Below are 24,323 nucleotides of genomic sequence, written 5' to 3'. Positions count from 1 at the left end.
ACTGTTCCGTCGCTTGAAAGGCTACCGCCGGATTTTCTCGCGCTTCGAGAAGCTGGATGTCATGTTCCTTGGATTCCTCAGCTTCGTCCTAGTCGTTGATGGGCTTCGGATGTGTTAACAGGCCCTAATTCGCCGTACCACCTGGCCGAGAACCCGCCCCACACCGTCGCCAGGCGCGAGGCGTTGAACGAATACACCATCAACAACAGGATCGGCAGGTACAAGAAGCCGAAACCCAGCGCGAGCACGCTGCCGCCGAGCAGGCGCCCACCGCGCGACGCGCGCATCATGTCAGGCGCCCTTCCAGCTCACGCTGCTGGTAACGGTGGAAGATCACGATCGGCAGCAACAGCAGCAGCAACATCACCGTGGCCACTGCCGCTGCCACCGGCCAGTCGCGGTTATTGAAGAACTCGCCCCACAGCACGCGCCCGATCATCAAGGTGTTCGGCCCGCCCAGCATTTCCGGGATGACGAACTCGCCGACCGCCGGAATCATCACCAGCATGCAGCCGGCCACGATGCCGTTGCGCGATAGTGGCAAGGTGATGCGGACGAATGCCTGCCATGGCCGCGCACCCAGGTCGTAGGCTGCTTCGAGCAGGCGCTGATCGTGCTTGACCAGGTTGGCGTACAGCGGCAACACCATGAACGGCAGATAGCAGTACACGATGCCGATGTAAGCGGCGATCGGCGTGTACAACAATTGCAACGGCTGCTCGATCACACCCAGCGCCAACAGCGCCTGATTGAGCACACCATTGCCATCGAGAATGCCGATCCACGCGTACACGCGGATCAGAAACGACGTCCACGACGGCAGCACGACCAGCATCATCGCCACGTTGCGTGTGCCGCGCGATCACGTAGGCCATCGGGTAGCCGATCAACAGCGCCAGTGCGGTGGAAATGGCCGCGATCTTGATCGAACTCAGGTAGGCAGCCACGTACTGGCTATCGCGCAGCAAGGCCAGATAGGTGCCCAGATGCAGCTTGAGGCTCACCGCACCGTCGGCAGCAACCGTCAATAGCGGCGTATACGGCGGCATCGCGGTGGCGCGCTCGGCGAAGGAAATCTTCAGCACGATCAGGAACGGAATCGCGAAGAACACCAGCATCCACAGATATGGTGCGGCGATCACGCCCCAGCGCGCCCGGTAACCCGCGTATGAACACGCGTTTCATGCGGTGAGCACCACGCCGTCGTCTTCGCCCCACCCTACCCACACGGTGTCGCCCCAGGTCAACGCTTCGCTGGCCCAACGCTGGCGATTGGCGAAATTGGCCATCAGCTTGACCCCGCTGGGCAAGCACACGTGGTACACCGAATGGCTGCCGAAATAGGCGATGTCTTCGATCACGCCCTGCGCCTTGTTGCAGGCCTGCGCCGGCTCGTCCTTGCCGATCGCGAGCTTTTCCGGGCGCAGCGCGAACGCCACCGCCTGCCCTTCGAAGCCGGTGATGCCGTGGCCGATGCGGATGCAGGCATCGAACGCAGGCGTTTTCAAGGTGACGTATTCGGGCGCGTCGTCGGCGATGAGCGCGTCGATCAGATTGACCGAGCCGATGAACTCGGCCGCAAACCGGTTGGCCGGCTGCTCGTAGATTTCATCGGGCGTGCCGACCTGCTGGATCCAGCCCTGGTCCATCAACGCGATCCGCGTAGCCATGGTCATGGCCTCTTCCTGATCGTGGGTGACCATGACGCAGGTCACGCCGGAGGTTTCGATGATGTTGACCAGTTCCAGCTGCATCTGCGAGCGCAGTTTTTTATCCAGCGCACCCATCGGTTCGTCCAGCAACAGCAGCTTGGGCCGCTTGGCCAGCGAGCGCGCCAGGGCCACGCGCTGCTGCTGCCCGCCGGAGAGCTGGTGCGGCTTGCGCCTGGCCAGCGCGCCAAGCTGCACCAGCGCGAGCATCTCGCCGACGCGGGTGGCGATCGCAGCCTTGGACAAGCCTTCCTGCTTCAGCCCGAAGGCGATGTTCTGCTCCACGCTCATATGCGGAAACAGCGCGTACGACTGGAACATCATGTTGATCGGGCGCTCGTACGGCGGCAGCGCGTCGATGGGTTGACCATCCAGGACGATGCGCCCCTTGGTCGGCCGCTCGAAGCCGGCAAGGCAGCGCAGCAGGGTGGATTTGCCGCTGCCCGAACCACCGAGCAACGCGAAGATCTCGCCCTTGCGAATCTGCAGGCTGACGTCGTCGACCGCGACAAAGCCGTCGAACTCCTTGCGGACCGCGTCGATGCTCAGGTAGCCGCCGTCGCCAGCGGTGAGGTGGGGCTGCGGGGTGGCCTCGGGGGATGCCATTCAACCTCTCGATTGCGCAATGCATGCGCCACAACGGCCAATGCCGACCATGATGGCAAAACCCGGACGCGGCCGCGCATGAGCTGCCGCATCAAAGATTGCCTTGGCTGGTCTCAGCGTGCGTCCTGCGCCGGTTCGCTCCAGCCCAGCCCCAGACTCTTCTGCAGGGCCACGTAATTCACTAGCAACTGCACCTGCGCCTGCGCGGCGGCGTCCTGCGCCGACAACTGCTGGCGCTGCACATCCAGCAGATCGATCGATGAGGTGGCGCCGGCATCGCGACGTTGCTGCATCAGCCCGGCCGAACGCGTGGCCGAGGCTTCGGCCTTGCGTGCGACCACCAATTGTTTGCGTGCCGAACCGAAGCGCGCCAAGGCCGAATTGGCATCCTGCAAGGCCGCCAACACGGTCCCTTCGTACGCCGCCGTACGACCGGCATTGCCGGCGCGCGCCTGCTCCACCTGCGCGCGGGTCTTGCCGAAGTCGAAGATCGACCAGCGCAGCATCGGCACCGCCAATGTGGTCCGCGCATCGGAATTGAAATCGCTCGGCGAGCCGGCGACCCAGCTCAACCCGCCCAGCAGACTCACCTGCGGGAAGTAGCCGTTCAACGCTTCGCCGATCTGCGCGCTGGAGGCGGCCAACTCGCGCTCGGCCTTGCGCACGTCCGGGCGCCGGCGGATCAACGCACCGGCATCGTCCACGCGGACCTGTGTCGGCAACATCGGCAAAGGTTGCGGCGCGCTGAGCTGCGCATCCAGCGCGCCGGGCTCGCGCCCGACCATCAATGCCAGCTGGTCCAGCGCCTCCTGCGATTGCATTTCCAGCGGCAGGCGCTGGGCTTGCTGTTGCTGCACCTGGGTGGCGATCTGCTCGACCTGCAGGTCCGAGGCGGCGCCCTGCCCGCGGCGTTGCTGCACCAGCTGCAGCGACTGGCGGATCTTGTCCAGGTTGGCATCGGCAATGGCCAGGCGCGCCTGCAAGCCGCGGTAGTTGAGATAAACCTGCCCGACTTCGGCGGCCAGCTGCACTTGCGCATCGGCGAGCTCGGCCTCGGAGGCCTGCGCCTGCGCCAGCGCACCTTCGGCGGCGCGACGGCGGCGGCCGAAGAAATCCAGCTCCCAGCTGGCATCGAAACCGGCGCTGTAAATCTCGGTCTTTTCCAGATCCAACGCCTGGTTGCCGGCCGCCGGCGGCTGGCCGGGTTGACCCTGTTGCAGCCCGCCGAGCGTATCGACGATGGTCTGCGGCGGCTCGGCGTAGGCATACACCGCGCTGGCGTTGAGCTTGGGCAGGCGTTCGGCGCGGCGTTGCTGGGCCAGCGCGCGGTTGGCGCGCAGCCGCGCCTGCGCCGCGCGCAGGTTGGGGCTATCGGCCAATGCCTGGGCGACCAATTGGGTCAGGAGCGGATCGTGCAGTTCCTCCCACCAGTGATTCAGGGGTGCGGCGGCAACCACGTCCGCGCCGCTGGCGCGGTGCAGGGCGGGTGCTTGCATCGCCGCGTCGGCAACCGCTGGCGGCTTGGTGTAGTTGGGGCCGAGCATGCAGCCGCCAAGCAGCAGCGTACTCAACGCCGCAGCCAGCGGCATGCGGATCAGGCGCATGGAATCAGTGCATTGCAAGGTGCGCCCCCTTGGGTAACGGCTTGAGCAAAAAGGCCAGCGGAATCGTGCAGACCACGATCACGCCGAAGATCCAGAACAGATCGCTATAGGTCATCACCAGGGCCTGCTGTTGCACGACGCGGGCGAACTGGGCGATCGAGCGGGCCGCCGCCTCGCCGCCGGCACTGCCCTGCATCTGTGCGGTCAGGCCGGCCAGCGCCTCCTGCGCACGGCTGGCGTTGGCGGTGATCGAACTGCCAATGGTTTCGGTGTGGAATGTCATGCGGCGCTCCTGAAAGGTGGAGATCAGCGCCAGCCCGACCGAGCCGCCCAGGTTGCGGCCGGCATTGAACAGGCCCGAGGCATCGCCTGCCAGTTCCGGCGGCACCGACGAAATCGCCGCCTGGTTGAGCGACATCATCGCCAACGCCAGGCCGCAGCCCTGCAGCAGCTGCCCGGCGACGAAGTGCGTGCCCACGGTGTCGGCAGTGAGCGACAGATTGACGAAACAGGCAGCGGCAAAGCAGATCAGCCCGGCAATGACCAAGATGCGCACGTCCACCGTTTCCAGCAGCTTGGGCATCATCGGCATCAGCAACACGGTCGGCAGGCCGGACAGCAGCAGCACATATCCGGCCTGCTCGGTGTTGTAGCCGGAGATCACTGCCAGGAACTGCGGAATCATGTACATGACGCCGAACAGGATCATGCCCACCGCCATGACCATGATAAAGACCGCGCCGAAGCTGCGCTGCAGCAGCAGTGACAGGCGGATCACCGGAGGGCGCCGCCGGAACTGGCTGATCACCAGCGCAATGAATCCGCTCAACGCAATCAGGCTCAGGGTATTGATCTCGCTGGACTCGAACCAGCGCTCGCGCTGGCCTTCTTCCAGCACCACGGTCAGCCCGCCCAGACCCGCGGTCAAGCCGTAGATGCCCAGCCAATCGGCGTTGAGCAGGCCTGCCCAGTCGCCCTTTTCGTGTTTGAGACCGAGCAGCAGCAACGCGACCAGGCCAACGCAGATCGGCACGTTGATGAAAAACGCGTAGTGCCAGCTGACGTTTTCGGTCAGCCAGCCGCCGAGCAGCGGGCCGATCACCGGACCCATGATCACGGTCATGCCAAACAAGGCGGTGCCCATGGTCTGCTGGCTGGGCGGCAACCGCGTGGCGACGATGGTCAGCGCGGTCGGAATCAAGGCGCCGCCGGCCAGGCCTTGTCCGACGCGGCCGATGATCATCATCGACAGCGACGTCGACAGCCCGCACACCACCGAGAACGCGGTGAACATCACCGCACAGATCAACAGGAAATTGCGCAGGCCCAGCGTGCGCACGAACCAGCCGGTCAGCGGGATCATGATGATCTCGGCCACCAGGTAGGCGGTGGAAATCCAGGTACCTTCGGTGCCGCTGGCGCCGACCTCGCCCTGGATGGTGGGCAGCGCGGCATTGACGATGGAAATATCCAGCGTCGCCATGAACGAGCCGATGGTGCCGGCCAGCACCGCCAGCCAGGCGCCCGGCTCGGCCTTCTCGCGCTGGGCGCTGCCGCCGGCACGCGGGCCGGTGGCGGCCGCTGCACTCATCGCGCGCGCTCCTGCTCCTGCACGCGGTCGGATTCTTGTTCGGCACGCTGCTTGGCGTCCTTGGCCGAGCGCGTGTCGACAGTGACTTCCACCGACATGCCCGGCACCAGCACCTTGCGCGCCTCGTCACCGGCCAGCACACGGATGCGCACCGGCACGCGCTGGACCACCTTGGTGAAATTGCCAGTGGCATTTTCCGGCGGGAGCAACGCGAACTGCGAGCCGGTGCCCGGTGACAGGCTCTCGACTTTGCCGTGCAGTTTTACGCCCGAAAGCGCATCGACCTCGATCTCGGCCGGCTGGCCGGGACGCATCAGGCCGACCTGGGTTTCCTTGAAATTGGCAACCAGATACAGCGATTCCTGCGGCACGATGGTCATGGTGCGGGTGCCGGCGCCGAGGAACTGGCCCACCTGCACGGTCTTGTCGCCAACCCGGCCGTGGATACGGCTGGTCAGACGGGTGTCTTCCACCGCCACGCGCGCCTGGTCGGCATCGGCGGTGGCCTGTTTCACGCCGGCCTGTGCCTGTTCCAGCTGCGCGCGGCTGGCCTGGATCTGGCTCTCGCCGGCCTTGGCCTGCGCCTGCGCGGCGTCGTACTGGGCGCGTGCGCGTGCCAGATCGTGCTGCAGGCTTTCCTGATGTTCGTGGGTATCTGCACCGGAGGCGGCCAACGGCGCGAAGCGCTTCACTTCGGCCTGGGCGAACTTGAGGCTGGCAGCAGCTGCGGTGACCTGGGTGCGCGCCTGCAGCAGCGCCGATTCCTGTGCGGAGACATTGGCGGTGGCCGCGACGATATCGGCCTGGCGTGCGGCAATGGCGGCTTCGGCCTGCTGCAGCGTGGCCTGGTAGGTGCGGTCGTCGATCTGCAGCAGCGGCTGGCCAGCCTCCACGATCTGGTTGTCGCTCACCAGCACATTGGTCACGTAGCCGCTGACGCGCGGTGCCACGGCCACCGAATCGGCCTGCAGATAGGCGTTGTTGGTGTCCTGCATGTAGCGGCCCTTGACCAGGTAATAGGCCAGCCACACCACCAGCAAGATCAGCACCAGCACCCCGACCAGGATCAGCGTCCACTTCACCTTGGGGTTCTTCAACGGCGAGGGTTTGGGCGGCTCCTGCTCGCCGCGCGCGCCTGCGCCCTGCGCATCCGTGGCCGAGGACTGGCCGTCATTGGACTGATGGTCGTGGTTGCTCAAAAGGATGCGTCCTGTGTGATGGGCGAGGCGCGCCACGCAGCGGCCGTCTCGGCGGCGTCGGCAGTGGCGGCGCAACCATACAATTATTTGAACTGCCCGGTACAGATTGCGTGATGGGCCAGTCAGCTGGCAATCGGCCTATCAGGTCCCGACGGTGCCACCCCTAGGCCGCGCGCCGGGCCCGTGGCATGGGCCGTTGCACGAGGCAGCACTGCGCTCGGGCGCAGCATCCACCGGCAACGCAGCAGGTCAATGCCCGGTCTTGATCTCGGTCCACAGCCGCGTGTACAGCCGGTCCACGTCAGGCGGATTGATGGCATAGGTGAACATCTTGGCGGTCACCTCTGGAGGCGGGTAGATGGTGGGGTCGTTGCGGATCGCCGCATCCACCAACGGGGTGGCGGTGCGCACCGGGTTGGCGTAATGGATGAAATTGGTATTGGCCGCGGCCACGTCCGGCTTCAACAGATAGTTGATGAAGGCATAGGCGTTGTGCGGGTGCTTGGCGTCCTTGGGAATGGCCAGCATGTCGAACCATTGCGGCGCGCCCTCCTTTGGAATGGCGTAGGCCACCTTGATGTTGTTGCCGGCTTCCACGGCACGGTCGCGCGCCTGGATGATGTCGCCGGACCAGCCCACCGCCAGGCAGGTGTTGCCGTTGGCCAGCGAGGTGACGTACTGGCTGGAGTGGAAGTTCTGCACGTACGGGCGAATGGCCTTGATCAGCGCGGCGGCCTTTTCGATCTCGGCCGGCGTGGTGCTGTGCGGATCGAGCCCGAGATAATTGAGCGCGATGGGAATCATGTCCGAAGGCGTGTCCAGGATGGTCACGCCACAGTCCTTGAGTTTGGACAGATTCTCCGGCTTGAACACCAGATCCCAGCTGTTGGCGACATCGGTGTTGCCGAAGATCGCCTTGAGCTTGTCGACGTTGTAGCCGATGCCGGTGGTGCCGATCATGTACGGCACGCCATAGGCGTTGTTCGGGTCCTGCGCGGCGATGCGGCGCATCACGTCCGGATCCAGATTGACCAGATTGGGGATCTTGCTCTTGTCCAGCGGCAGGAAGACGCCGGCCTGGATCTGCCGGCCGAAGAAGTTCAGCGTGGGCACCACCACGTCGTAATCGCTGCCGCCGGCCAGCAACTTGGTTTCCACCATTTCGTCGCTGTCGAAGACGTCGTAGGTCACCTTGATGCCGGTGCTCTTTTCGAACGCGGGAATGGTGTCTTCGGCGATGTAATCGGAATAGTTGTAGACGTTGAGCACCTTGGCCTGCGCGTCGGCCCTGCCGGGCGCGCCAGCGCCGCCACAGCCGGACAACAGGGTGATGGACAGCGTCAGGGCGAGCAGTCGCAGCGTCATGTGGGTCTCCAGGCAGCGCGATGGGGCGGCCGGTCTCGAATCCGGGCTCTTCCCAGCCTACCCACCACGCCCGGATTTGCCCAGCGCAGCGAGGCCGGCACAGAGAGGCCTTGCCGGCTGGCGAGCGCGGCAGCCGCCGCGATGGCACCGATGTGTGCGCATGCTTGGTCGTACTCGTCCTCGTCCTCGTCGCGGCCCGCTGCCGTGCAGTGGGACCGGTTGTGCGGGAGCTATCGGCCCAGCGCCTGCGCGGTATCGTCCAGCGCGGCCCAGGCCTTGTCGAACAATTCATCGACCTGCGCGGGGGTGATGATCAACGGCGGCGACAGCAGCATGGCATCGTAGGTCGCGCGCAGGATCAGACCGCGGCGCAGCGCGAAATCGCGACACATCGCCCCTACCCGCCCGCGTCTTGGGAAATACGCACCGCGACGCTGTTTGTCCGGCACCAGTTCCAGCGCCCCGACCAGCCCGGCGATGCGTGCCTCGCCGACCAACCGGTGCTCGCCCAGCGCGGCCCAGCGCTGCGCCAGGTATGGCGCAACCTGTGTGCGCGCGGTCTCGACAATGCCCTCGTCCTGCAGCAGGCGCAGGTTTTCCAGCGCCACCGCCGCGCACACCGGATGCCCGGCGTAGGTGCCACCGTGCGCCAGCTCGCCGCCTTGGGTCTTGAGCACACCGGCCACGCGGTCGTTGAACATGGCTGCCGCCAACGGGATGTAGCCGGAAGTGATGCCTTTGGCCAGCGTCATCACGTCGGGCTGGAAGCCGAAATACTCCGCACCGAACCATTCGCCAGTACGCCCGAAACCGCAGATCACTTCATCGGCGACCAGCAAGACGTCGTAGCGCCGGCAGATCCGCTCGATTTCCGGCCAGTAACTGCGCGGTGGGATGTAGACGCCGATCGCGCCCATGATCGGCTCGCCGATAAAAGCGGCGACGTTATCCGGCCAGAGTTCCAGAATCTTGTCTTCCAGACGACGTGCCGCCAGCAACCCGTATTCCTCCGGATCCATCTCCCCGCCATCGCCGAAGTGATACGGCGGTGCGACGTGGTGGATATCGGCAATCGGCAACCCGCCCTGCTGATGCATTCCCCTCATGCCTCCTAGGCTGGCGCCGGCCATGGTGGTGCCGTGATAACCATCATGGCGGCCGATGAAGATGCGTTTTTGCGGCTGCCCCTGCACGGCCCAGAAATGCCGCACCAGGCGCAGGATGGTGTCGTTGGCCTCGGACCCGGAGTTGGCGAAGAACGCATGATTCAGATCGCCCGGCGCCAACTCCGCCAGCTTGGCCGCCAACTGAATGGTAGGCTCGGTGGTGCACTGGAAAAAGCTGTTGTAGTACGCCAGCTGCTCCATCTGCCTTGCCGCTGCCTGCGCCAGTTCCTTGCGCCCATAGCCGACATTGACGCACCACAATCCGCCGAACGCATCCAGCAACTGGTTGCCATCGGCATCCCACACGTACACGCCCTCACCGCGCGTCAGGATGCGCGTGCCCTTCTGCGCCAACGCCGCATTGTCGTTGAACGGATGCAGATGATGGGCGGCGTCGAGCTGCTGCAACGCCTTGAGCACCGAAGGATCCACGACCTGCTCCGCGCATGAGGAGTTACCAGCATACCCAGGCGCTGTTGCCGGACCGTGGATGGCTTTGCAGATCGCCCGGCCAATCCCTTGCACGCCGGGCAAACAGGTAGGCCTCGAGAACTTCAACTGCCGCTAATGTCGCCCTCATCCGCCCTTCGGGCACCTTCTCCCGACGGGAGAAGGAAACCGCTCGGCACGGGTCTCAATCACGCAGCTCACACATTCAACAGCAGGAACTCCCGTTCCCACGAACTGATGACCCGGAAAAACGTCTCGTACTCTTTTCGCTTCACCGAGATGTACGCACGCACGAACCGCCGCCCCAACATCTCCTGCAACGCCTGGCAGCCTTCCAGCTCATCTAGCGCCTCGCCCAGCGAGCGCGGCAAATCGTAGCCTTGCTCCTTGCCATTGCTGCTGATCGGCGCGGTCGGCTCGAGCTTTTCGCCGATCCCCAATAACCCGCAGGCCAGCGTCGCGGCCATGGCCAGATACGGGTTGGCGTCGGAGCCGGCGAAGCGGCTTTCCACCCGCATGTTCTGCGGCACATCGATGGGCACGCGCAGCCCGCAGGTGCGGTTGTCGAAGCCCCACACCACATTGCTCGGCGACACCTCGCCGAACATCAACCGCCGGTAAGAATTGACGTTGGGCGCCAGCAGGCCCATCGCCATCGGGATGTATTTCTGCAGGCCACCCAGATAATGCGCGAAGGTATCGCTGAAACCGCCCTCGCGCTTGCCGCTGAATACGTTCTTGCCGGTGCCGGCATGCAGCAGGCTCTGGTGGATATGCATCGCACTGCCTGGCTCGGTTTCCATTGGCTTGGCCAGGAACGTGGCATACACACCGTGCCGCAGCGCGGCTTCGCGCATGGTGCGCTTGAACAGGAACACCTGGTCAGCGCGCGACATCGGGTCGGCATGGGTGAAGTTGACTTCCAACTGCGCGGCGCCGGATTCGTGGATCAGCGTGTCCACGTCCAGTTCCATCGCATCACAATAGTCGTACATCAGGTCCAGGATGGGGTCGAACTCGTTGACTGCGTCGATCGAGTACGACTGCCGCGCCGTTTCCGGCCGCCCCGAGCGCCCGGCCGGTGGCAACAGCGGGAAGTCGGGGTCGGTGTTTTTCTGCACCAGGAAGAATTCCAGCTCTGGCGCCACCACCGGTTGCAGCTCGGCCTGGGCATAGGCATCCAGCACGCGGCGCAGCACGTTGCGCGGGGCAAGTTCGTGCGGCTGGCCATCCTTGGTATAGCAGTCGTGGATGACCTGCGCAGTGGGGTCTGCCGCCCACGGCACCATGCGCACGGTGCTGGCATCCGGGCGCAGATGCATGTCCGAATCCGATGGCGAGGTCAGCGCGTAGTAGTCGTCCGGGAAATCGCCGGTCACGGTAGTGGCGAAGATGCCTTCCGGCAGGCGCGTGCCGTAATCGTGCGAGAACTTGTCGGCGGGAATGATCTTGCCGCGGGCGTTACCGGTGATGTCCGGCACCAGGCATTCCACCTCGGTGATGCTGCGCTCCTTGAGCCAGCGGCGCAGCGCGCTCTCCGGCTGCGTGGACGTGGTCTTGCGCGAACGTGTGCGGATGGACATGCAACCTCACTTGCCGCGTCGCGCGGCGTATTGGCGACAGGCCTCGCCGAAGGCCTGAAAGATGGCACGGTAGAACGGATGCTGTGTGACACGCCATTCCGGATGCCATTGCACCGCCAGCAGAAAGCCCGGGCCGGGGCCGTGGAACGCTTCGATCAGACCGTCCGGCGCGGTGGCTTCGATCAGCAAGCCCTCGGCCAGCGTGGCAATTCCCTGCCCGTGCAGGGAATTGACCCACACCTGGGCGCTGTCGCTCATGTCCGCCAGCCAACCGCCGGGATGCAGGTGCACCACATGCGCCGGACCGTATTGCGTGTCTATCGGTGTGCCCGGGTCCTCCCGGTGATCGGCCATGCCGGGCACGTCGTGCACGCGCTGATGCAGGCGCCCGCCCAAGGCCACGTTGACTTCCTGCAGCCCGCGGCAGATCGCCAGCACCGGCAGGCCACGCGCAAGCGCCTGCGGGATCAGCCCGAGGCTGGTGGCATCGCGCGCCGGGTCGTGCGGGTTGCCTTCCCAACTGGGCTCGTCGCTGTAGTGATGCGGCTCCACATTGCTGACCGCTCCGGTCAACAGCAGCCCATCCAGCCGCTCCAGCCACGCGCCCGCATCCAATGCCGGCTGCAGGCTGGGCAACAGCACCGGCATCGCACCGGCCGCCTCGACCACCGCGCGGATGTACTTCTCGCCGGCGGCCAGGAACGGATGAGGCCCTTGCAGGATGCGATCGGTCGGCAGGCCGACCAGCGGAACGACAGCCATGCGCAAAGATCCGATGCGTTGGGTGGAACGTCGATACGGTCGAAGTTACCGCGCCATCGCCGGCATTGCCAGGCGCGCCAGTGCGCTTGCGATTGCTCACACGCGCTTTGCTACGCTGCGCGGCGACTTCGCAGGTGTTGCCCATGGCTTCCGAGACTTCCGTCGCGTCCCTGCCCGCTGCCGATGCCCACACCCTCTCTCGCATCGCCGGGTGCGAGTCTGTCGATCTGTTATTGCCCGACACCAATGGCGTGCTGCGCGGCAAGCGCGTAACCGCCGATGCGCTGAGCAAGGTGTATCGCGACGGCGTGTGCCTGCCGATGTCGCTGATCGCCACCGACATCACCGGCAACACCGTGGAAGAAACCGGTCTTGGCTACGCGATCGGCGACGCCGACCGCATCTGCCGGCCGATCGAAGGCTCGCTACGACCGGTGCCCTGGGCGCCACGGCCGATGGCGCAGCTGTTGCTGGCGATGCACACACCCGAAGGCGGGCTGTTCGAGGTTGCCCCGCGGGCGGTGTTGCAGCGCGTGCTGCAGGGGTTTGGCGCACTCGGCCTGACCCCGGTCATCGCCGTAGAGCTTGAGTTCTATCTGTTCGATGCGGTGGCCGATGCGCAGGGGCGCCCGCAAACCCCGCGCGACCCGATCACCGGCGAACGCAGCGACAGCACGCAGGTATATTCGCTGCAGGATCTGGACGACCAGCGTGGCTTCACCGATGCGGTCACCGTCGCTTGCAGACAGCAAGGCATTCCGGCCGACACCGCCGTGGCCGAGTACGCACCCGGCCAGTTCGAAATCAATCTGCAACACCGTGCCGATGCGGTGGCCGCCTGCGATGAGGCGGTTCTGCTCAAGCGCACCATCAAAGCCATTGCGCAGCAACAGGGCAAGCTGGCCAGTTTCATGGCCAAGCCTTTCCCCGGCCAGGCCGGCAGCGGTTTGCATGTGCATGTGAGCCTGCTCGATGCCGCCGGGCACAACGTGCTGACCAGCGCCGCCGACGCGCCTGCGCAGTCGCTACGCCACGCCATCGCCGGGCTACAGCGGCATGCAGATGCCTCGCTCTTGATGTTCGCCCCGCATGCCAACAGCTATCGCCGCTTCGTCAGCAATGCGTTCGTGCCGCTGGATGCGAGCTGGGGCTTCAACAACCGTACCGTGGCACTGCGCATCCCGCACAGCGATGCGCACAACACCCGCATCGAACACCGCATTGCCGGCGCCGATGCCAACCCATATCTGGCCGCTGCAGCCGTGCTGGCCGCGATGCTGGACGGCCTGCGGCAGCCGGCCGAACCCACCGCGCCGGTCACCGGCAATGCGTACGCACAGTCGGTGTTCGCTCCACGCAGCTGGCAAGGCGCGGTGGATGCGTTCCTCGGCAGCGACTTCATCGGCGAGCAGTTCGGCACGCAGTTCCAGCACGTATTCGGCCAGCAGAAACAACGCGAGCTGCTCGACTACCAGGCGCAGGTACCGGACCTGGATTACGCGCGGTACCTGCGCACCGTGTAATGGCTCGCCCGCACGCGCCACTGCCGCACAGCAACTCGCCGGGCAACGGGTATCCGGACAGCTGGTACGCACGCAGCACGCCAGCCCTACCCCAACAACCGCGCCTGCAAGGCGCCGAACACGCCGACGTCTGCATTCTCGGCGGTGGCTATACCGGCCTCACCGCTGCGCTGGCGCTGGCCGAGGCCGGTTACGCCGTCACCGTGCTGGAAGCCCGGCGTGTGGGCTGGGGCGCGTCAGGGCGCAATGGCGGCCAGGCCATCGTTGGCTACGGGTGCGAGCAGGAAACGCTGGAAGCGCTGGTCGGCAACGACGATGCTCGCCTGTTGTTCGATTTCTCGCGCGACGGCATGCGCCTGCTGCGCGCACGCATCGCCGGCCATGCCATCGCCTGCGACTGGCGCGACGGCCACGCGCATGTGCCGCTGAAGCCGCGTCAGGTACGGGCGCTGCAGCACGGCATCGTGCGCATGGCCGAACGCTACGACTACCCGCTGCAGTGGTGGGACCGCGCACGCACCCGCCAAATGCTGGACAGCCCGCTGTACCTAGGGGCCATGTTCGACCCCGCCAGCGGCCATCTGCATCCGCTGGCCTATGCATTGGGCCTGGCACGGGCCGCGCTGGCCGCCGGCGTGCGCATCTACGAAGATTCGGCCGTGACCAGGCAGCAACCCGGGGCGCGCGTGGTGATGCATACCGCCCACGGCAGCGTGACCGCCGCGTTCGGCGTGATCGCCGGCAATGCGCTGCTGCACGGCATCGCCCCGCCCCTGGAGCAGCGCATCATGCCGGTCGGCACCTATGTCGGCGCCACGCCGCCATTGGGACAAGCGCGTGCACGCGCCCTGATCGCCAACGACATGGCGGTAGCCGATACCAACTGGGCACTGGATTACTATCGGCTCAGTGCCGATCACCGCCTGCTGTTCGGCGGGCGTGCCAGTTACTCCTCGCGTCCGCCTGCTGGCTTGCAGCGCCTGATGACCCGGCGCATGCACACGGTATTCCCGCAGCTGCACGCTGTGCCGCTGGAAACGCTGTGGGGCGGCTACGTGGACATCTCGCGCAACCGTGCACCGCACTGGGGCCGGCTGGCGCCCAACCTGTACTTCGCACAGGGCTTTTCCGGACATGGCGTGGCTGCCACCGGCCTGGCCGGCCAGGTCATTGCCGAGGCCATCGCCGGCCAGAGCCGGCGCCTGGACGTGTTCGAACGCATCGGCCACCGCCCGTTCCCTGGCGGGCAGCGGCTGCGGACCCCGCTGCTGGTGGCGGCGATGAGCTGGTATAGGCTGCGCGATGCGCTGTGGTGACCGCCACGCTTTGGAACGTGGTGCTCAAGTTTTGGCGAGCAGGGCCGTTAGCTGACCTGACGGTTCGATCCAGACGGCCAGCCGATGTCCCCAGGTACCCTACATCGCAATAGTGAAAGTGCAGTCCTACCGCAGCGGGTGCTGTTGGTGGAGAACTCGCGCACGTTCACCAGCATGCTGCGCGAAGCCATCGAGCAACGCGTGGAACTCCCGGTCACGGTCGTCTCGACCTTGGCCGAAGCGGCGCGTGTATTGGACGAAGAGGACGGCTGGTTTCTGGTCCTCACCGGCCTGGTGCTGGTCGACGGCGACCGCGACAAGGTCGTGGAATTCTTTCTCTCGCGCAAACTGCCCACCGTGGTGGTCAGCGGCGTGTACGACGAAGACCTGCGCCAGCGCGTGCTGCAGCAGCAGATCATCGATTACGTGCTGAAAAATGCACCGGGCAGCATCGAGTACCTGGCATGGCTGGTGCAGCGCCTGGAGCGCAATCGCCGGATCGCCGCCCTGGTGGTGGACGACTCGCTGTCGGCACGCACCTATGCCGGCGCCCTGCTGTCGATGTACGGCTACCGCGTGGTGCTGGCGGCCGACGGCGCTGCCGGGCTGGACGCGATCGAACGCGACCCCGACATTCGCCTGACCATCGTCGACCAGGAAATGCCTGGAATGGATGGTGTGGAATTCACCCGCCGGCTGCGCGCGATCCGCTCGCGCGACAAGGTGGCGGTGATCGGCATATCCGGCAACAGCGATTCGTCACTGATCCCGCGTTTCCTGAAGAACGGCGCCAACGACTTCCTGCGCAAGCCCTTTTCGCGCGAAGAATTCTTCTGCCGCGTGTCGCAGAACGTGGACCAGTTGGAACTGATCGGCACGCTGCAGGATCTTGCCACCCGCGACTTCCTCACCGGCCTGCCCAACCGGCGCTATTTTCTGGAACAGAGCCAACGGGTCATTCCAAAGCTGTTGTTGGAGGACCAGACGGTGACCGCCGCGATGGTGGATATCGACCATTTCAAGCACATTAACGACACCTGGGGCCACGAAGCCGGCGACCAAGCGTTGCGTGCGGTGGCCGCGTCGGTGTCCGGGCATGCGCGGCCGCAAGATCTGGTCGCACGCTTCGGTGGCGAAGAATTCTGCCTGTTGGTGCCCGGGCTGGATGCCGCCAACGCCACCAGCTATTTCGAAACCCTGCGCGAGCGCATCAGCGCCCTGCGCGTGCGCGTGGGAGACGAAACGTTGAGCATGACGGTGAGCATCGGCGTATGCATCGCCAGCGAAAGCGACCAGTCGCTGCATTACCTGCTGAACGAAGCGGACAAGCACCTGTATCTGGCCAAGGCCGGCGGCCGTAACCAGGTGCGTCTGGCAAGCTGATCCCGCATCGTCTGCAGGCCCAAGCGGCGCGTGCGGATGACGCGTCTGCCGACATGCCTTGATCCAGATCAACGCCCGGCCGGCGCGCGCGGCTTACCGTATGCCCATCGCATTGGGCAAGGTACTTCGATGGCACTGCTGGTCTGGCAGGACGACCTCAACACCGGGATCGAGGTGATCGATCATCAACACCGGCGCATTGTGGACATGATCAATCAGCTGCATGTTACGCAGACCAGTCTGCAGCAACTGGCAGTGGCGGAGGTGATCAACGAACTGATCGATTACACGCTCTCGCACTTCGCCTTCGAAGAAGAATTGATGCAGGAAGCGGGCTATCCCTTCAGCCAGGCGCACCAGCGCGTGCACGCGGTATTCGGCAAACGGGTCGGCGAATACCGCCTGCGCTTCCAGGCCGGCGAAGACGTCAGCGACGAGCTGCGCAACATGCTCTCGCGCTGGCTGTTCAACCATATTCGCGGCGACGATCAGACCTACGCACCGCAGGTGATCGTACACCTGGACCGGTTTTCGCGCACCCATCAGCACGGTGGCTGGCTGGGCCGCACGCTCAAGCGGATCTTCGGCTAGAAGCCAGATCAGCAGCACGGCGCTGCGGCAGCGCACTGAGGCGTGCCTGGTATCGCGTCATCGTGCGCCGCCGTGCTGCTGCACGATCCGGACACTCCATAAACCGTCGCGATCTCCGGTCAGCGACGCCAGCGCCGCGCCACTACCAGCGCGACCAGGCTCAGCACCGCCGCCCCGCCCAGGTAATACCCCACCGATTGCACGCCGTAACTGGCCGCCAGTTGCGTGGCCACGTAGGGCGCCGGCGCCGCACCCAAGATGCTGGCCAGATTGAACGACAGCGACGCGCCGGTGTAGCGCACCTCGGTGGGATACAGCTCGGCCAGCAGCGTGCCGCAGGGACCATAGGTCAGGCCCATGAAGAAAAACCCTAGCGACAGGAACGCCAGCACCTGCAACGGGTGGCTGGCCTGAAACAGCGGCGCAAACGCCAGGCCGAATGCCACGATGGCGATGCTGGCCAGCATCATCGCCAGCGGCGCGCCGTGCCGGTCGCCAAACTTGGCCGACAACGGAATGCCCAGCGCAAAAAACACGATGCCGGCCATCTGCAACAATAGGAATTGTTCCTTGTCGTAACCCAGCGTCTTGGTGCCATAGCCCAGTGCAAAGACCGTCATCAGATAAAACAGCACGAAGGTGGCGAACGCGCCCAGCGTGCCGACGATCAGTGCCGGCCAATGCTGCCAGACCACGGTGCCCAGCGGCAGCCTGACACGCGTCTTGCGGTCCAGCGTCCTCTGGAAATCTGGCGTCTCGGTGATGCTCAGGCGTACCCACAGCCCCGTCAGTACGAGCAAGGCACTGGCCAAAAACGGCACGCGCCAGCCCCACTGCATGAACTGCGCATCGTCCAGCGCTGCGCCCATGCCCAGAAAGGTGCCGGTGGACAACAAAAACCCCAGCGGCGCGCCCAGTTGCGGAAACATGCCGTACCACACGCGCTTGCCAGGCGGCGCGTTCTCGGTGGCCAGCAGCACGGCCCCGCCCCATTCGCCGCCCAGCCCCAACCCCTGGCCGAAGCGGCACAGCACCAGCAATGCGGGCGCAAATACACCGATCTGCGCGTAACTGGGCAGCAGGCCGATCGCCACGGTGGACAACCCCATCGTCAGCAGCGCCGCCACCAGCGTGGCCTTGCGCCCTACCCGGTCGCCGAAGTGACCGAACACCGCCGATCCCACCGGCCGCGCGACAAACGCCACCGCAAAGGTGGCCAACGACTGCAGCATCGCCGCACTGCCATCGCCGGCGGGAAAGAACAGTGTGGGGAACACCAGCACTGCGGCGGTGGCGTAGATATAGAAATCGAAGAACTCGATGGTGGTGCCGATCAGGCTGGCGAACAGCACGCGCGCGGGTGAATTGGTGGGTGTGGCGAGCGGCGCGGCGGCAGTCATCGTTGATCGACATCCAAAAAAACAAGACGGCCGATTCTGGCAGATCACAGCACTGCTTTGCGCAGGCGAACCGGGTGGTGAAAAGTTACAGGCGTGACTGACGGTGCTGTGGATCGTGTCCCACTCGTCTTGAACCAGATGTTCGCAGCAGTGTCAGGCAAATCGTAACCGGAGATCGTCGACTGCTCAGCCTGCAAGGTGTGGGGCCTTCGCGTTTGCTGCAGGGCCTTGCCCGCCCACCATCGCAGGACACGCCGCACGTACGTCCTTGTGGCTCCGTGGCGGCATCCATGCCGCCAAGGGTCCCGCGACGGTGAGCGGGCAAGGACCAGTTGAGTTGGTCGGTCTGCAAAGCTTCCAATAAGGCAAGCAGCGACACGCTGCCCCCCGCTTTTCAACAAGCACACCGCGCACTCGACCGTCGAAGCTTTCGACCTTCGCCCGTCAATGGATGCCAAATCCGTAGACCGCCAGATCCTCATCAAAGCGGCAACAACTCGCGCAGCCGCCCTACGTCGCCTGCGCCGCGGCTTGCCGCGCATGCTCGGCCAACCCAACCGGCGTCAGCACCGCACATTGCCGCTCGCCGCGATCTTCCACGCGCACCCAATCCGGACCCGGTTGACCGTCCAGGTTCGCCGTCCCCAACCAGGCGAGCGTGCGCAGCAGCACGCTCATGCGCACGCCCAGGTGCTTGCATAGCCGGGCCAGCGACACGCCATTGGGCGCGTCGGCAAGCGCATGCAACAGCTGTACGGTGAGCTGTGGATCAGCGGACAAGCACCGCTCCGATATCGCGCGGCGCCGCATCGGCGGTTTCGGCGCGGTGCGGCAGCACGATGACCGGAATCGACTTGGAGGTCGGCGTACGCGCCTCGTCGGCGAAACTGGACAACGGCACCAGCGCATTGGTTTCCGGGTAGTACGCGGCCAGGCAGCCACGCGGGATGTTGTAGTCCACCAACATGAAACGCCGCGCCTCGCGGCGCACGCCGTCCTCGCACAGGCTTTCCAGGTCCACCCAATCGCCCGCCTTCATGTTCAACGCCGCGATATCCGCCCCATTAATGAACAGCACGCGGCGCTCGCCGAACACACCGCGATAGCGGTCGTCCAAACCGTAGATGGTGGTGTTGTACTGATCGTGCGAACGCGTGGTGGCCAGCGTAAACACCATCCGCTCTGTGTGGCTGCGGCGCGCGCGGTGGATGGGATTGTCGGTGGGCACCGCATGCGGCTTGAACACGGTACGTTGTTCCGGCGTCACCCACTGGCGATCGCGGGCGGTGTTGGACAAACGGAACCCACCCGGCGTACGCACACGTTCGTTGAACCCGGCAAAGTCCGGAAACACCTGCGCGATGAGATCGCGCACGCGGTCGTAATCGCCCACCAGCCAGCGCCAGCGGATCGCGCTGCGTGCGCCCAGCGTGGCTTCGGCCATGCGCGCCACGATCGCCGGTTCCGACAGCAGGTCCGGCGAGGCCGGCGGATTGATGCCGGCCGACAGGTGCACCATGCTCATCGAATCTTCCACCGTCACGCCTTGCGCGCCGGCATCCTGGATGTCGATCTCGGTGCGCCCCAGACACGGCAGGATCAACGCATCACGCCCATGCACCAAGTGGCTGCGATTGAGCTTGGTGGTGACATGCACGGTCAATTCGCAGTTGCGCAACGCGCGGTGCGTGGCATCGGTATCCGGCGTGGCGGCAGCAAAATTGCCGCCCATCGCGAAGAACACCTTGCCCCGCCCATCCAGCATCGCCTCGATCGCACCCACGGTATCGAACCCGTCTGCGCGCGGGGGCGCGAAACCGAACACCGATTGCAGCTTGTCCAGGAACGCGGCCGGCGGCTTTTCATAGATCATCATCGTGCGGTCGCCCTGCACGTTGCTGTGCCCGCGCACCGGGCAAACGCCCGCGCCGGGCCGGCCCAGGTTGCCGCGCAGCAGCAGCAGGTTGGTGATCATGTGAATGGTCGCCACCGAATGCTTGTGCTGGGTGATGCCCATGCCCCAGCAGGCAATCACGCGCTCGGCATTGAGATAGATCTCGCCGGCCTTGCGCAGCGCGGTTTCGTCCAGCCCGGATTCTTCGACGATGGTGTCCCAGCGTTCCGCGTGCACGTCGGCAGCGAACGCCTCGAAATTGGCGGTGTGCGCCTGGATGAACTCCAGGTCCAGCAAGCGCGGCGTGCCATCGCGCTGCGCCTGCGCATCGCGCTCCAGCACGTGCTTGATGATGCCCTTCACCGCAGCCAGGTCGCCGCCGATCTTGAGCTGGAAATAATCCGAAGCGATGCGCGTGGAGCCGTTGTGCAACATCTCCAGCTTGTCCTGCGGGTCGGCGAACTTTTCCAGCCCACGCTCGCGCAGCGGGTTGAACGCCGCAATTGCCGCACCGCGCTTGGACGCCTGACGCAACTCGCCCAGCATGCGCGGATGATTGGTGCCCGGGTTCTGCCCGAAGATGAAGATGGCGTCGGCCAGCTCGAAATCGTGCAGCGACACCGTGCCCTTGCCCACCCCGATCTGCGACCGCAGCGCGGTGCCGGAGGGCTCATGGCACATGTTGGAGCAATCGGGGAAATTGTTGGTGCCGAACTCGCGCACGAACAACTGATACAGGAACGCTGCCTCGTTGCTGGTGCGCCCGGAGGTGTAGAAGATCGCCTCATCCGGCGTTGCCAGGCCATTGAGATGCCGCGCGATCTGCGCAAAGGCATCGTCCCAGCTCACCGGCACGTAGTGGTCGGTCGCAGCGTCGTAGCGCATCGGGTGGGTCAGGCGACCCTGCCCTTCCAACCAGTAATCGCTGTATTGCGACAGCAGGCTGACGGTGTGCGAAGCGAACAGCTCCGGCCCGGCGCGACGTGCGGTGGACTCGGCCGCCACGGCCTTGGCGCCGTTTTCGCAAAATTCGAAGGTGGACGTATGGTCGCGATCCGGCCAGGCGCAACCGGGGCAGTCGAAGCCGTCCGGCTGGTTGGCATGCAGCAGCGTCTTGGCGCCCTGCACGGCGATGTCCTGTTCCATCAGGTGCTTGGCCACCGAGCGCAATGCGCCCCAGCCGCCCGCGGGATTATCGTACTGCTTGATGGTTTTCTTGCTCATGCGGGCTCTCCCACGGCAACGCCCAGATCCAGGCGCTGCGGATGGCTGTAAACGACACAATCGTGATCGCGGGCAAACCCGATCAGGGTCAGTCCCGCACTCTCGGCCAAGCTGATCGCCAGCGCAGTTGGCGCCGAAATCGCTGCGAGCAGCGGAATTCGGGCCTGCGCGGCTTTCATGGCCATTTCGTAACTGGCGCGGCTGGTGACCACCGCGAACCCGCGCGATGCATCGATGCGCGCGCGCGCCAATGCACCGATCAATTTATCCAACGCGTTATGCCGGCCCACGTCTTCGCGGACCAGCTGCACATTGCCCTGCGCATCGGCCCAAGCAGCCGCGTGCACGGCGCCGGTCTGCGCGGCGATGGGCTGCCGTGCATGCAGCGCATCCAGCGCATGCGCCAAGGCATCCACGTCGATCTGCAGCGACGAGTGCAGCACCGGCGGCACACGCAGCACCGCTTCGATGGACGCGTTGCCGCACACCCCGCAACCGCTGCGCCCGTCCAGATTGCGCCGCCGTTGGTCCAACGCGGCTGCGCGCTCGGGCGGGATTTCTATTTGCAGCGAAGCGCCTTCCAGAAACGTCTCCACCGCGATCACGCGCAAGTCCTGCGCGTGATCGACGATGCCTTCGCTCAACGAGAACCCAAGTGCGAAATCCTCCAGGTCCTCCGGCGTGGCCATCATCACCGCGAACGGCACGCCGTTGTAGATGAAGGCGACCGGCATTTCGGCCGCCACCATGTCCTGCACCGTGGTGCTGCGGCCGCCACGATGGCGACGGACCGTGCGTACCACACTGCCCGGACGCACGGAGCGGGAAGACGGACTGGTCATCTCACCTCAATGGAACAGCACGAAGGCTTTTTGCAGCGTGACCCAGATACCGAACAGCATCGGGATACCCACCGCCAGCCAGGCAAACGCGACCAGTACCGGGTTGCCGCCATGACCGATGCGCGCCATTTGTTCCGGTGGAATCGTGCCATGCCCGGTACGGTCGACCTTTTCGTGCGCCAGCTGCTTTTCGCGTGCCAGTTCGTCGGGCGTCATGAAGTGACGTGCGGCTACCGGGCGCACCAACAGATTGCAGATCAGGCCGAGCACGAGCATGCCGGCAAGGATGTACATGGTGGTGTTGTAGACCTGTGACGGCGGGCTGCCGTGCGCCAGCTGGTACTCGCGCATGTAACCCACCACCACCGGACCCAGGATGCCGGCGGTTGCCCAGGCAGTCAGCAGCCGGCCGTGGATGGCGCCGACCATCTGGGTACCGAACAGGTCGGCCAGATACGCCGGAATGGTGGCGAAACCGCCGCCGTACATCGACAGGATGATGCAGAAGATGCCCGCAAACAGCGCGATGCCACCAATACCGCCAGCCGACGGCGCCGCTGCATACAGGCAGATGCCCAGCACGAAGAACAGCGTGTAGGTGTTCTTGCGGCCGAGCTTGTCGGACATGCTGGCCCAGAAGAACCGGCCGCCGATGTTGAACAGGCTGAGCAGACCGGTGAAGCCGGCCGCGATGGCTGCGATGCTGGCCAGCTGGGTCGGATCCAGGCTGGCGAAGCCCACATCCACGCCGATCAGACGGCCGCCGAACACTTCCTGCAACATCGGCGAGGACATGCCGATCACGCCGATGCCGGCCGAGACGTTTAGGCACAGCACGCCCCACAGCAACCAGAACTGCGGGATGCCCCAGACCTTTTTCACATGCACGTGGTTGGCGGTGATCATGGCATTGCTGCTGGCCACCGGCGCGGTCCAGCCGGCCGGGGTCCAGCCGCTCGGCGGCACGCGGTAACCGAACGCGCCGGCCATCATGAAGACGAAGTACAGCGCCGCCATCACCAGGAAGGTTTCCATCACGCCCACCGAGGTGGGGGTCGCGAAATGGCGCATCAGCGCATCGGCCAACGGGCTGCCGATCATCGCGCCGCCGCCAAAGCCCATGATCGCCATGCCCGTCGCCATACCGCGTCGGTCCGGGAACCACTTGATCAGCGTCGACACCGGCGAGATGTAGCCCAGACCCAGGCCGATACCGCCGATCACGCCCGAGCCCAGCCACAGCATCCAGATCTGATGGAAGTGGATGCCGACTGCCGAGATCACCAGCCCGCCGCACCAGCACAGCGCCGAGACCACACCGGCCTTGCGCGGGCCGGCCCGTTCCAGCCAGCCGCCCCAGATCGCCGCCGAGCACCCCAGCAGCACGAAGAACAGCGTGTACATCCACTGCAATTCGCTGATCTTCCAGTCGCAGGTGGTGGCCACCATACGCGCGAACAGGCCCATATCGGCCGGGCACGCGATCGACTCGGTGATGCCTAGCGCCTTGGACAACGGCAGCCAGAACACGCTGAAGCCGTAGGCCATGCCGATACACAGGTGGATCGCCAGTGCTGCCGGCGGTACCAACCAACGATTGAACCCCGGCCGCGCAATGATGCGCTCCTTGGACAGTAAACCGGCGTCTGCGCCGCTGGCTGTCGCCACGGTGGACCCTTGCGTCATTCTCATTTCCCCCAAAAAACCAACGATGAACTGCGAAAACACGGCTGACAGGACTACCACCAACGCCTGGCGGGCGATGGCGACGTCCTGTCGGCCGTTCCGAATACGATTGATAGCTGCAATCAAATAACGCGTTGCGATATGGGCAGCGACACCGACCAGGCCCAACTGGCGGTCGTCTGGCGCATCATCGGCGATCCCTGCCTGTTTGCAATGCTTGCCAGCGCCCTGCAGTGTTGCAAAGCGCCGCCCATGCCCATTTCACGTAAGCGTGCCTTGGTGTTAGCGGCCGCAGCTGCGACTAGGGCCTGTTAACACATCCGAAGCCCATCAACGACTAGGACGAAGCTGAGGAATCCAAGGAACATGACATCCAGCTTCTCGAAGCGCGAGAAAATCCGGCGGTAGCCTTTCAAGCGACGGAACAGT

17 protein-coding genes and 4 pseudogenes are annotated in these 24,323 nt (G+C 65.1%); 5 read left to right on the top strand and 16 right to left on the bottom strand.

The window, feature by feature from the left end; translation table 11 throughout:
- Positions 1 to 118: pseudogene (locus F7R02_RS20150) on the top strand (IS5-like element ISCARN85 family transposase); the annotation flags it as partial.
- A 7-nt stretch (positions 119 to 125) separates the two neighbouring features.
- Here the strand turns inward: F7R02_RS20150 and F7R02_RS20145 are convergent.
- The 10 genes and pseudogenes from F7R02_RS20145 to F7R02_RS20100 form a co-directional block, all read right to left on the bottom strand.
- A pseudogene (locus F7R02_RS20145) lies at positions 126 to 290 on the bottom strand (putrescine ABC transporter permease PotI); the annotation flags it as partial.
- Positions 287 to 1,185 (bottom strand): annotated as a pseudogene (locus tag F7R02_RS20140) (ABC transporter permease subunit). The pseudogenes F7R02_RS20145 and F7R02_RS20140, both read right to left, overlap by 4 nt.
- Entirely contained in the window at positions 1,182 to 2,315 is a 1,134-nt protein-coding gene (locus F7R02_RS20135; RefSeq protein ID WP_078589730.1) for an ABC transporter ATP-binding protein, read from the bottom strand. Before F7R02_RS20135 ends, F7R02_RS20140 begins: the two are co-directional and overlap by 4 nt.
- A gap of 113 nt (positions 2,316 to 2,428) precedes the next feature.
- Entirely contained in the window at positions 2,429 to 3,919 is a 1,491-nt protein-coding gene (locus F7R02_RS20130) for an efflux transporter outer membrane subunit (RefSeq protein ID WP_167521070.1), read from the bottom strand.
- A 4-nt stretch (positions 3,920 to 3,923) separates the two neighbouring features.
- On the bottom strand, positions 3,924 to 5,510 hold the full coding sequence (locus F7R02_RS20125; protein WP_003488321.1) for an MDR family MFS transporter: 1,587 nt from the start codon (positions 5,508 to 5,510) through the stop codon (positions 3,924 to 3,926).
- Positions 5,507 to 6,709, bottom strand: coding sequence for an HlyD family secretion protein (locus F7R02_RS20120; protein WP_078589732.1), 1,203 nt, complete (start codon positions 6,707 to 6,709; stop codon positions 5,507 to 5,509). Before F7R02_RS20120 ends, F7R02_RS20125 begins: the two co-directional genes overlap by 4 nt.
- Positions 6,710 to 6,958: 249 nt before the next feature.
- Positions 6,959 to 8,074 (bottom strand): polyamine ABC transporter substrate-binding protein, encoded by a 1,116-nt coding sequence (locus F7R02_RS20115; RefSeq protein ID WP_078589733.1) that lies wholly within the window; start codon positions 8,072 to 8,074, stop codon positions 6,959 to 6,961.
- A 230-nt stretch (positions 8,075 to 8,304) separates the two neighbouring features.
- On the bottom strand, positions 8,305 to 9,672 hold the full coding sequence (locus F7R02_RS20110; RefSeq protein WP_078589734.1) for an aspartate aminotransferase family protein: 1,368 nt from the start codon (positions 9,670 to 9,672) through the stop codon (positions 8,305 to 8,307).
- Between the two features lie 215 nt (positions 9,673 to 9,887).
- Complete coding sequence (locus tag F7R02_RS20105) at positions 9,888 to 11,273, bottom strand: glutamine synthetase family protein (RefSeq protein WP_078589735.1); 1,386 nt, start codon at positions 11,271 to 11,273, stop codon at positions 9,888 to 9,890.
- A 6-nt stretch (positions 11,274 to 11,279) separates the two neighbouring features.
- Positions 11,280 to 12,035 carry a gamma-glutamyl-gamma-aminobutyrate hydrolase family protein gene (locus F7R02_RS20100; protein ID WP_033836601.1) on the bottom strand — a complete coding sequence of 252 codons (756 nt, stop codon included), beginning with the start codon at positions 12,033 to 12,035 and terminating at the stop codon, positions 11,280 to 11,282.
- 143 nt (positions 12,036 to 12,178) lie between these two features.
- Between F7R02_RS20100 and F7R02_RS20095 the strand changes: the two genes are divergently transcribed.
- From F7R02_RS20095 to F7R02_RS20080, 4 genes are all read left to right on the top strand, one after another.
- The gene (locus tag F7R02_RS20095) at positions 12,179 to 13,558 is read left to right on the top strand and encodes a glutamine synthetase family protein (protein WP_078589736.1); all 1,380 of its coding nucleotides are present in this window, start codon (positions 12,179 to 12,181) and stop codon (positions 13,556 to 13,558) included.
- On the top strand, positions 13,558 to 14,874 hold the full coding sequence (locus F7R02_RS20090) for an NAD(P)/FAD-dependent oxidoreductase (protein ID WP_003488310.1): 1,317 nt from the start codon (positions 13,558 to 13,560) through the stop codon (positions 14,872 to 14,874). The genes F7R02_RS20095 and F7R02_RS20090 overlap by 1 nt, the downstream gene beginning before the upstream one ends.
- A gap of 84 nt (positions 14,875 to 14,958) precedes the next feature.
- Positions 14,959 to 16,257, top strand: a complete 1,299-nt coding sequence (locus F7R02_RS20085; RefSeq protein WP_005915311.1) for a diguanylate cyclase — start codon at positions 14,959 to 14,961, stop codon at positions 16,255 to 16,257.
- A gap of 129 nt (positions 16,258 to 16,386) precedes the next feature.
- On the top strand, positions 16,387 to 16,848 hold the full coding sequence (locus F7R02_RS20080) for a bacteriohemerythrin (RefSeq protein ID WP_078589737.1): 462 nt from the start codon (positions 16,387 to 16,389) through the stop codon (positions 16,846 to 16,848).
- Positions 16,849 to 16,967: 119 nt separating this feature from the next.
- Here F7R02_RS20080 and F7R02_RS20075 read toward each other — a convergent pair whose 3' ends face one another.
- The 6 genes and pseudogenes from F7R02_RS20075 to F7R02_RS20050 form a co-directional block, all read right to left on the bottom strand.
- The gene (locus tag F7R02_RS20075) at positions 16,968 to 18,248 is read right to left on the bottom strand and encodes an MFS transporter (RefSeq protein ID WP_151210159.1); all 1,281 of its coding nucleotides are present in this window, start codon (positions 18,246 to 18,248) and stop codon (positions 16,968 to 16,970) included.
- Positions 18,249 to 18,758: 510 nt separating this feature from the next.
- Positions 18,759 to 19,028 (bottom strand): hypothetical protein, encoded by a 270-nt coding sequence (locus F7R02_RS20070; RefSeq protein ID WP_167521069.1) that lies wholly within the window; start codon positions 19,026 to 19,028, stop codon positions 18,759 to 18,761.
- Positions 19,018 to 21,366 (bottom strand): FdhF/YdeP family oxidoreductase, encoded by a 2,349-nt coding sequence (locus tag F7R02_RS20065; protein ID WP_078589873.1) that lies wholly within the window; start codon positions 21,364 to 21,366, stop codon positions 19,018 to 19,020. The genes F7R02_RS20070 and F7R02_RS20065 overlap by 11 nt, the downstream gene beginning before the upstream one ends.
- Positions 21,363 to 22,208, bottom strand: a complete 846-nt coding sequence (gene fdhD / locus F7R02_RS20060; RefSeq protein WP_078589872.1) for a formate dehydrogenase accessory sulfurtransferase FdhD — start codon at positions 22,206 to 22,208, stop codon at positions 21,363 to 21,365. Before fdhD ends, F7R02_RS20065 begins: the two co-directional genes overlap by 4 nt.
- 6 nt (positions 22,209 to 22,214) lie before the next feature.
- Positions 22,215 to 23,894, bottom strand: coding sequence for an OFA family MFS transporter (locus tag F7R02_RS20055; RefSeq protein ID WP_078589871.1), 1,680 nt, complete (start codon positions 23,892 to 23,894; stop codon positions 22,215 to 22,217).
- A gap of 311 nt (positions 23,895 to 24,205) precedes the next feature.
- A pseudogene (locus tag F7R02_RS20050) lies at positions 24,206 to 24,323 on the bottom strand (IS5-like element ISCARN85 family transposase); the annotation flags it as partial.

It is taken from the genome of Xanthomonas cissicola (assembly GCF_008801575.1).
Taxonomy (GTDB): domain Bacteria; phylum Pseudomonadota; class Gammaproteobacteria; order Xanthomonadales; family Xanthomonadaceae; genus Xanthomonas; species Xanthomonas cissicola.
This window is presented reverse-complemented; position numbering and strand designations above follow the sequence as displayed.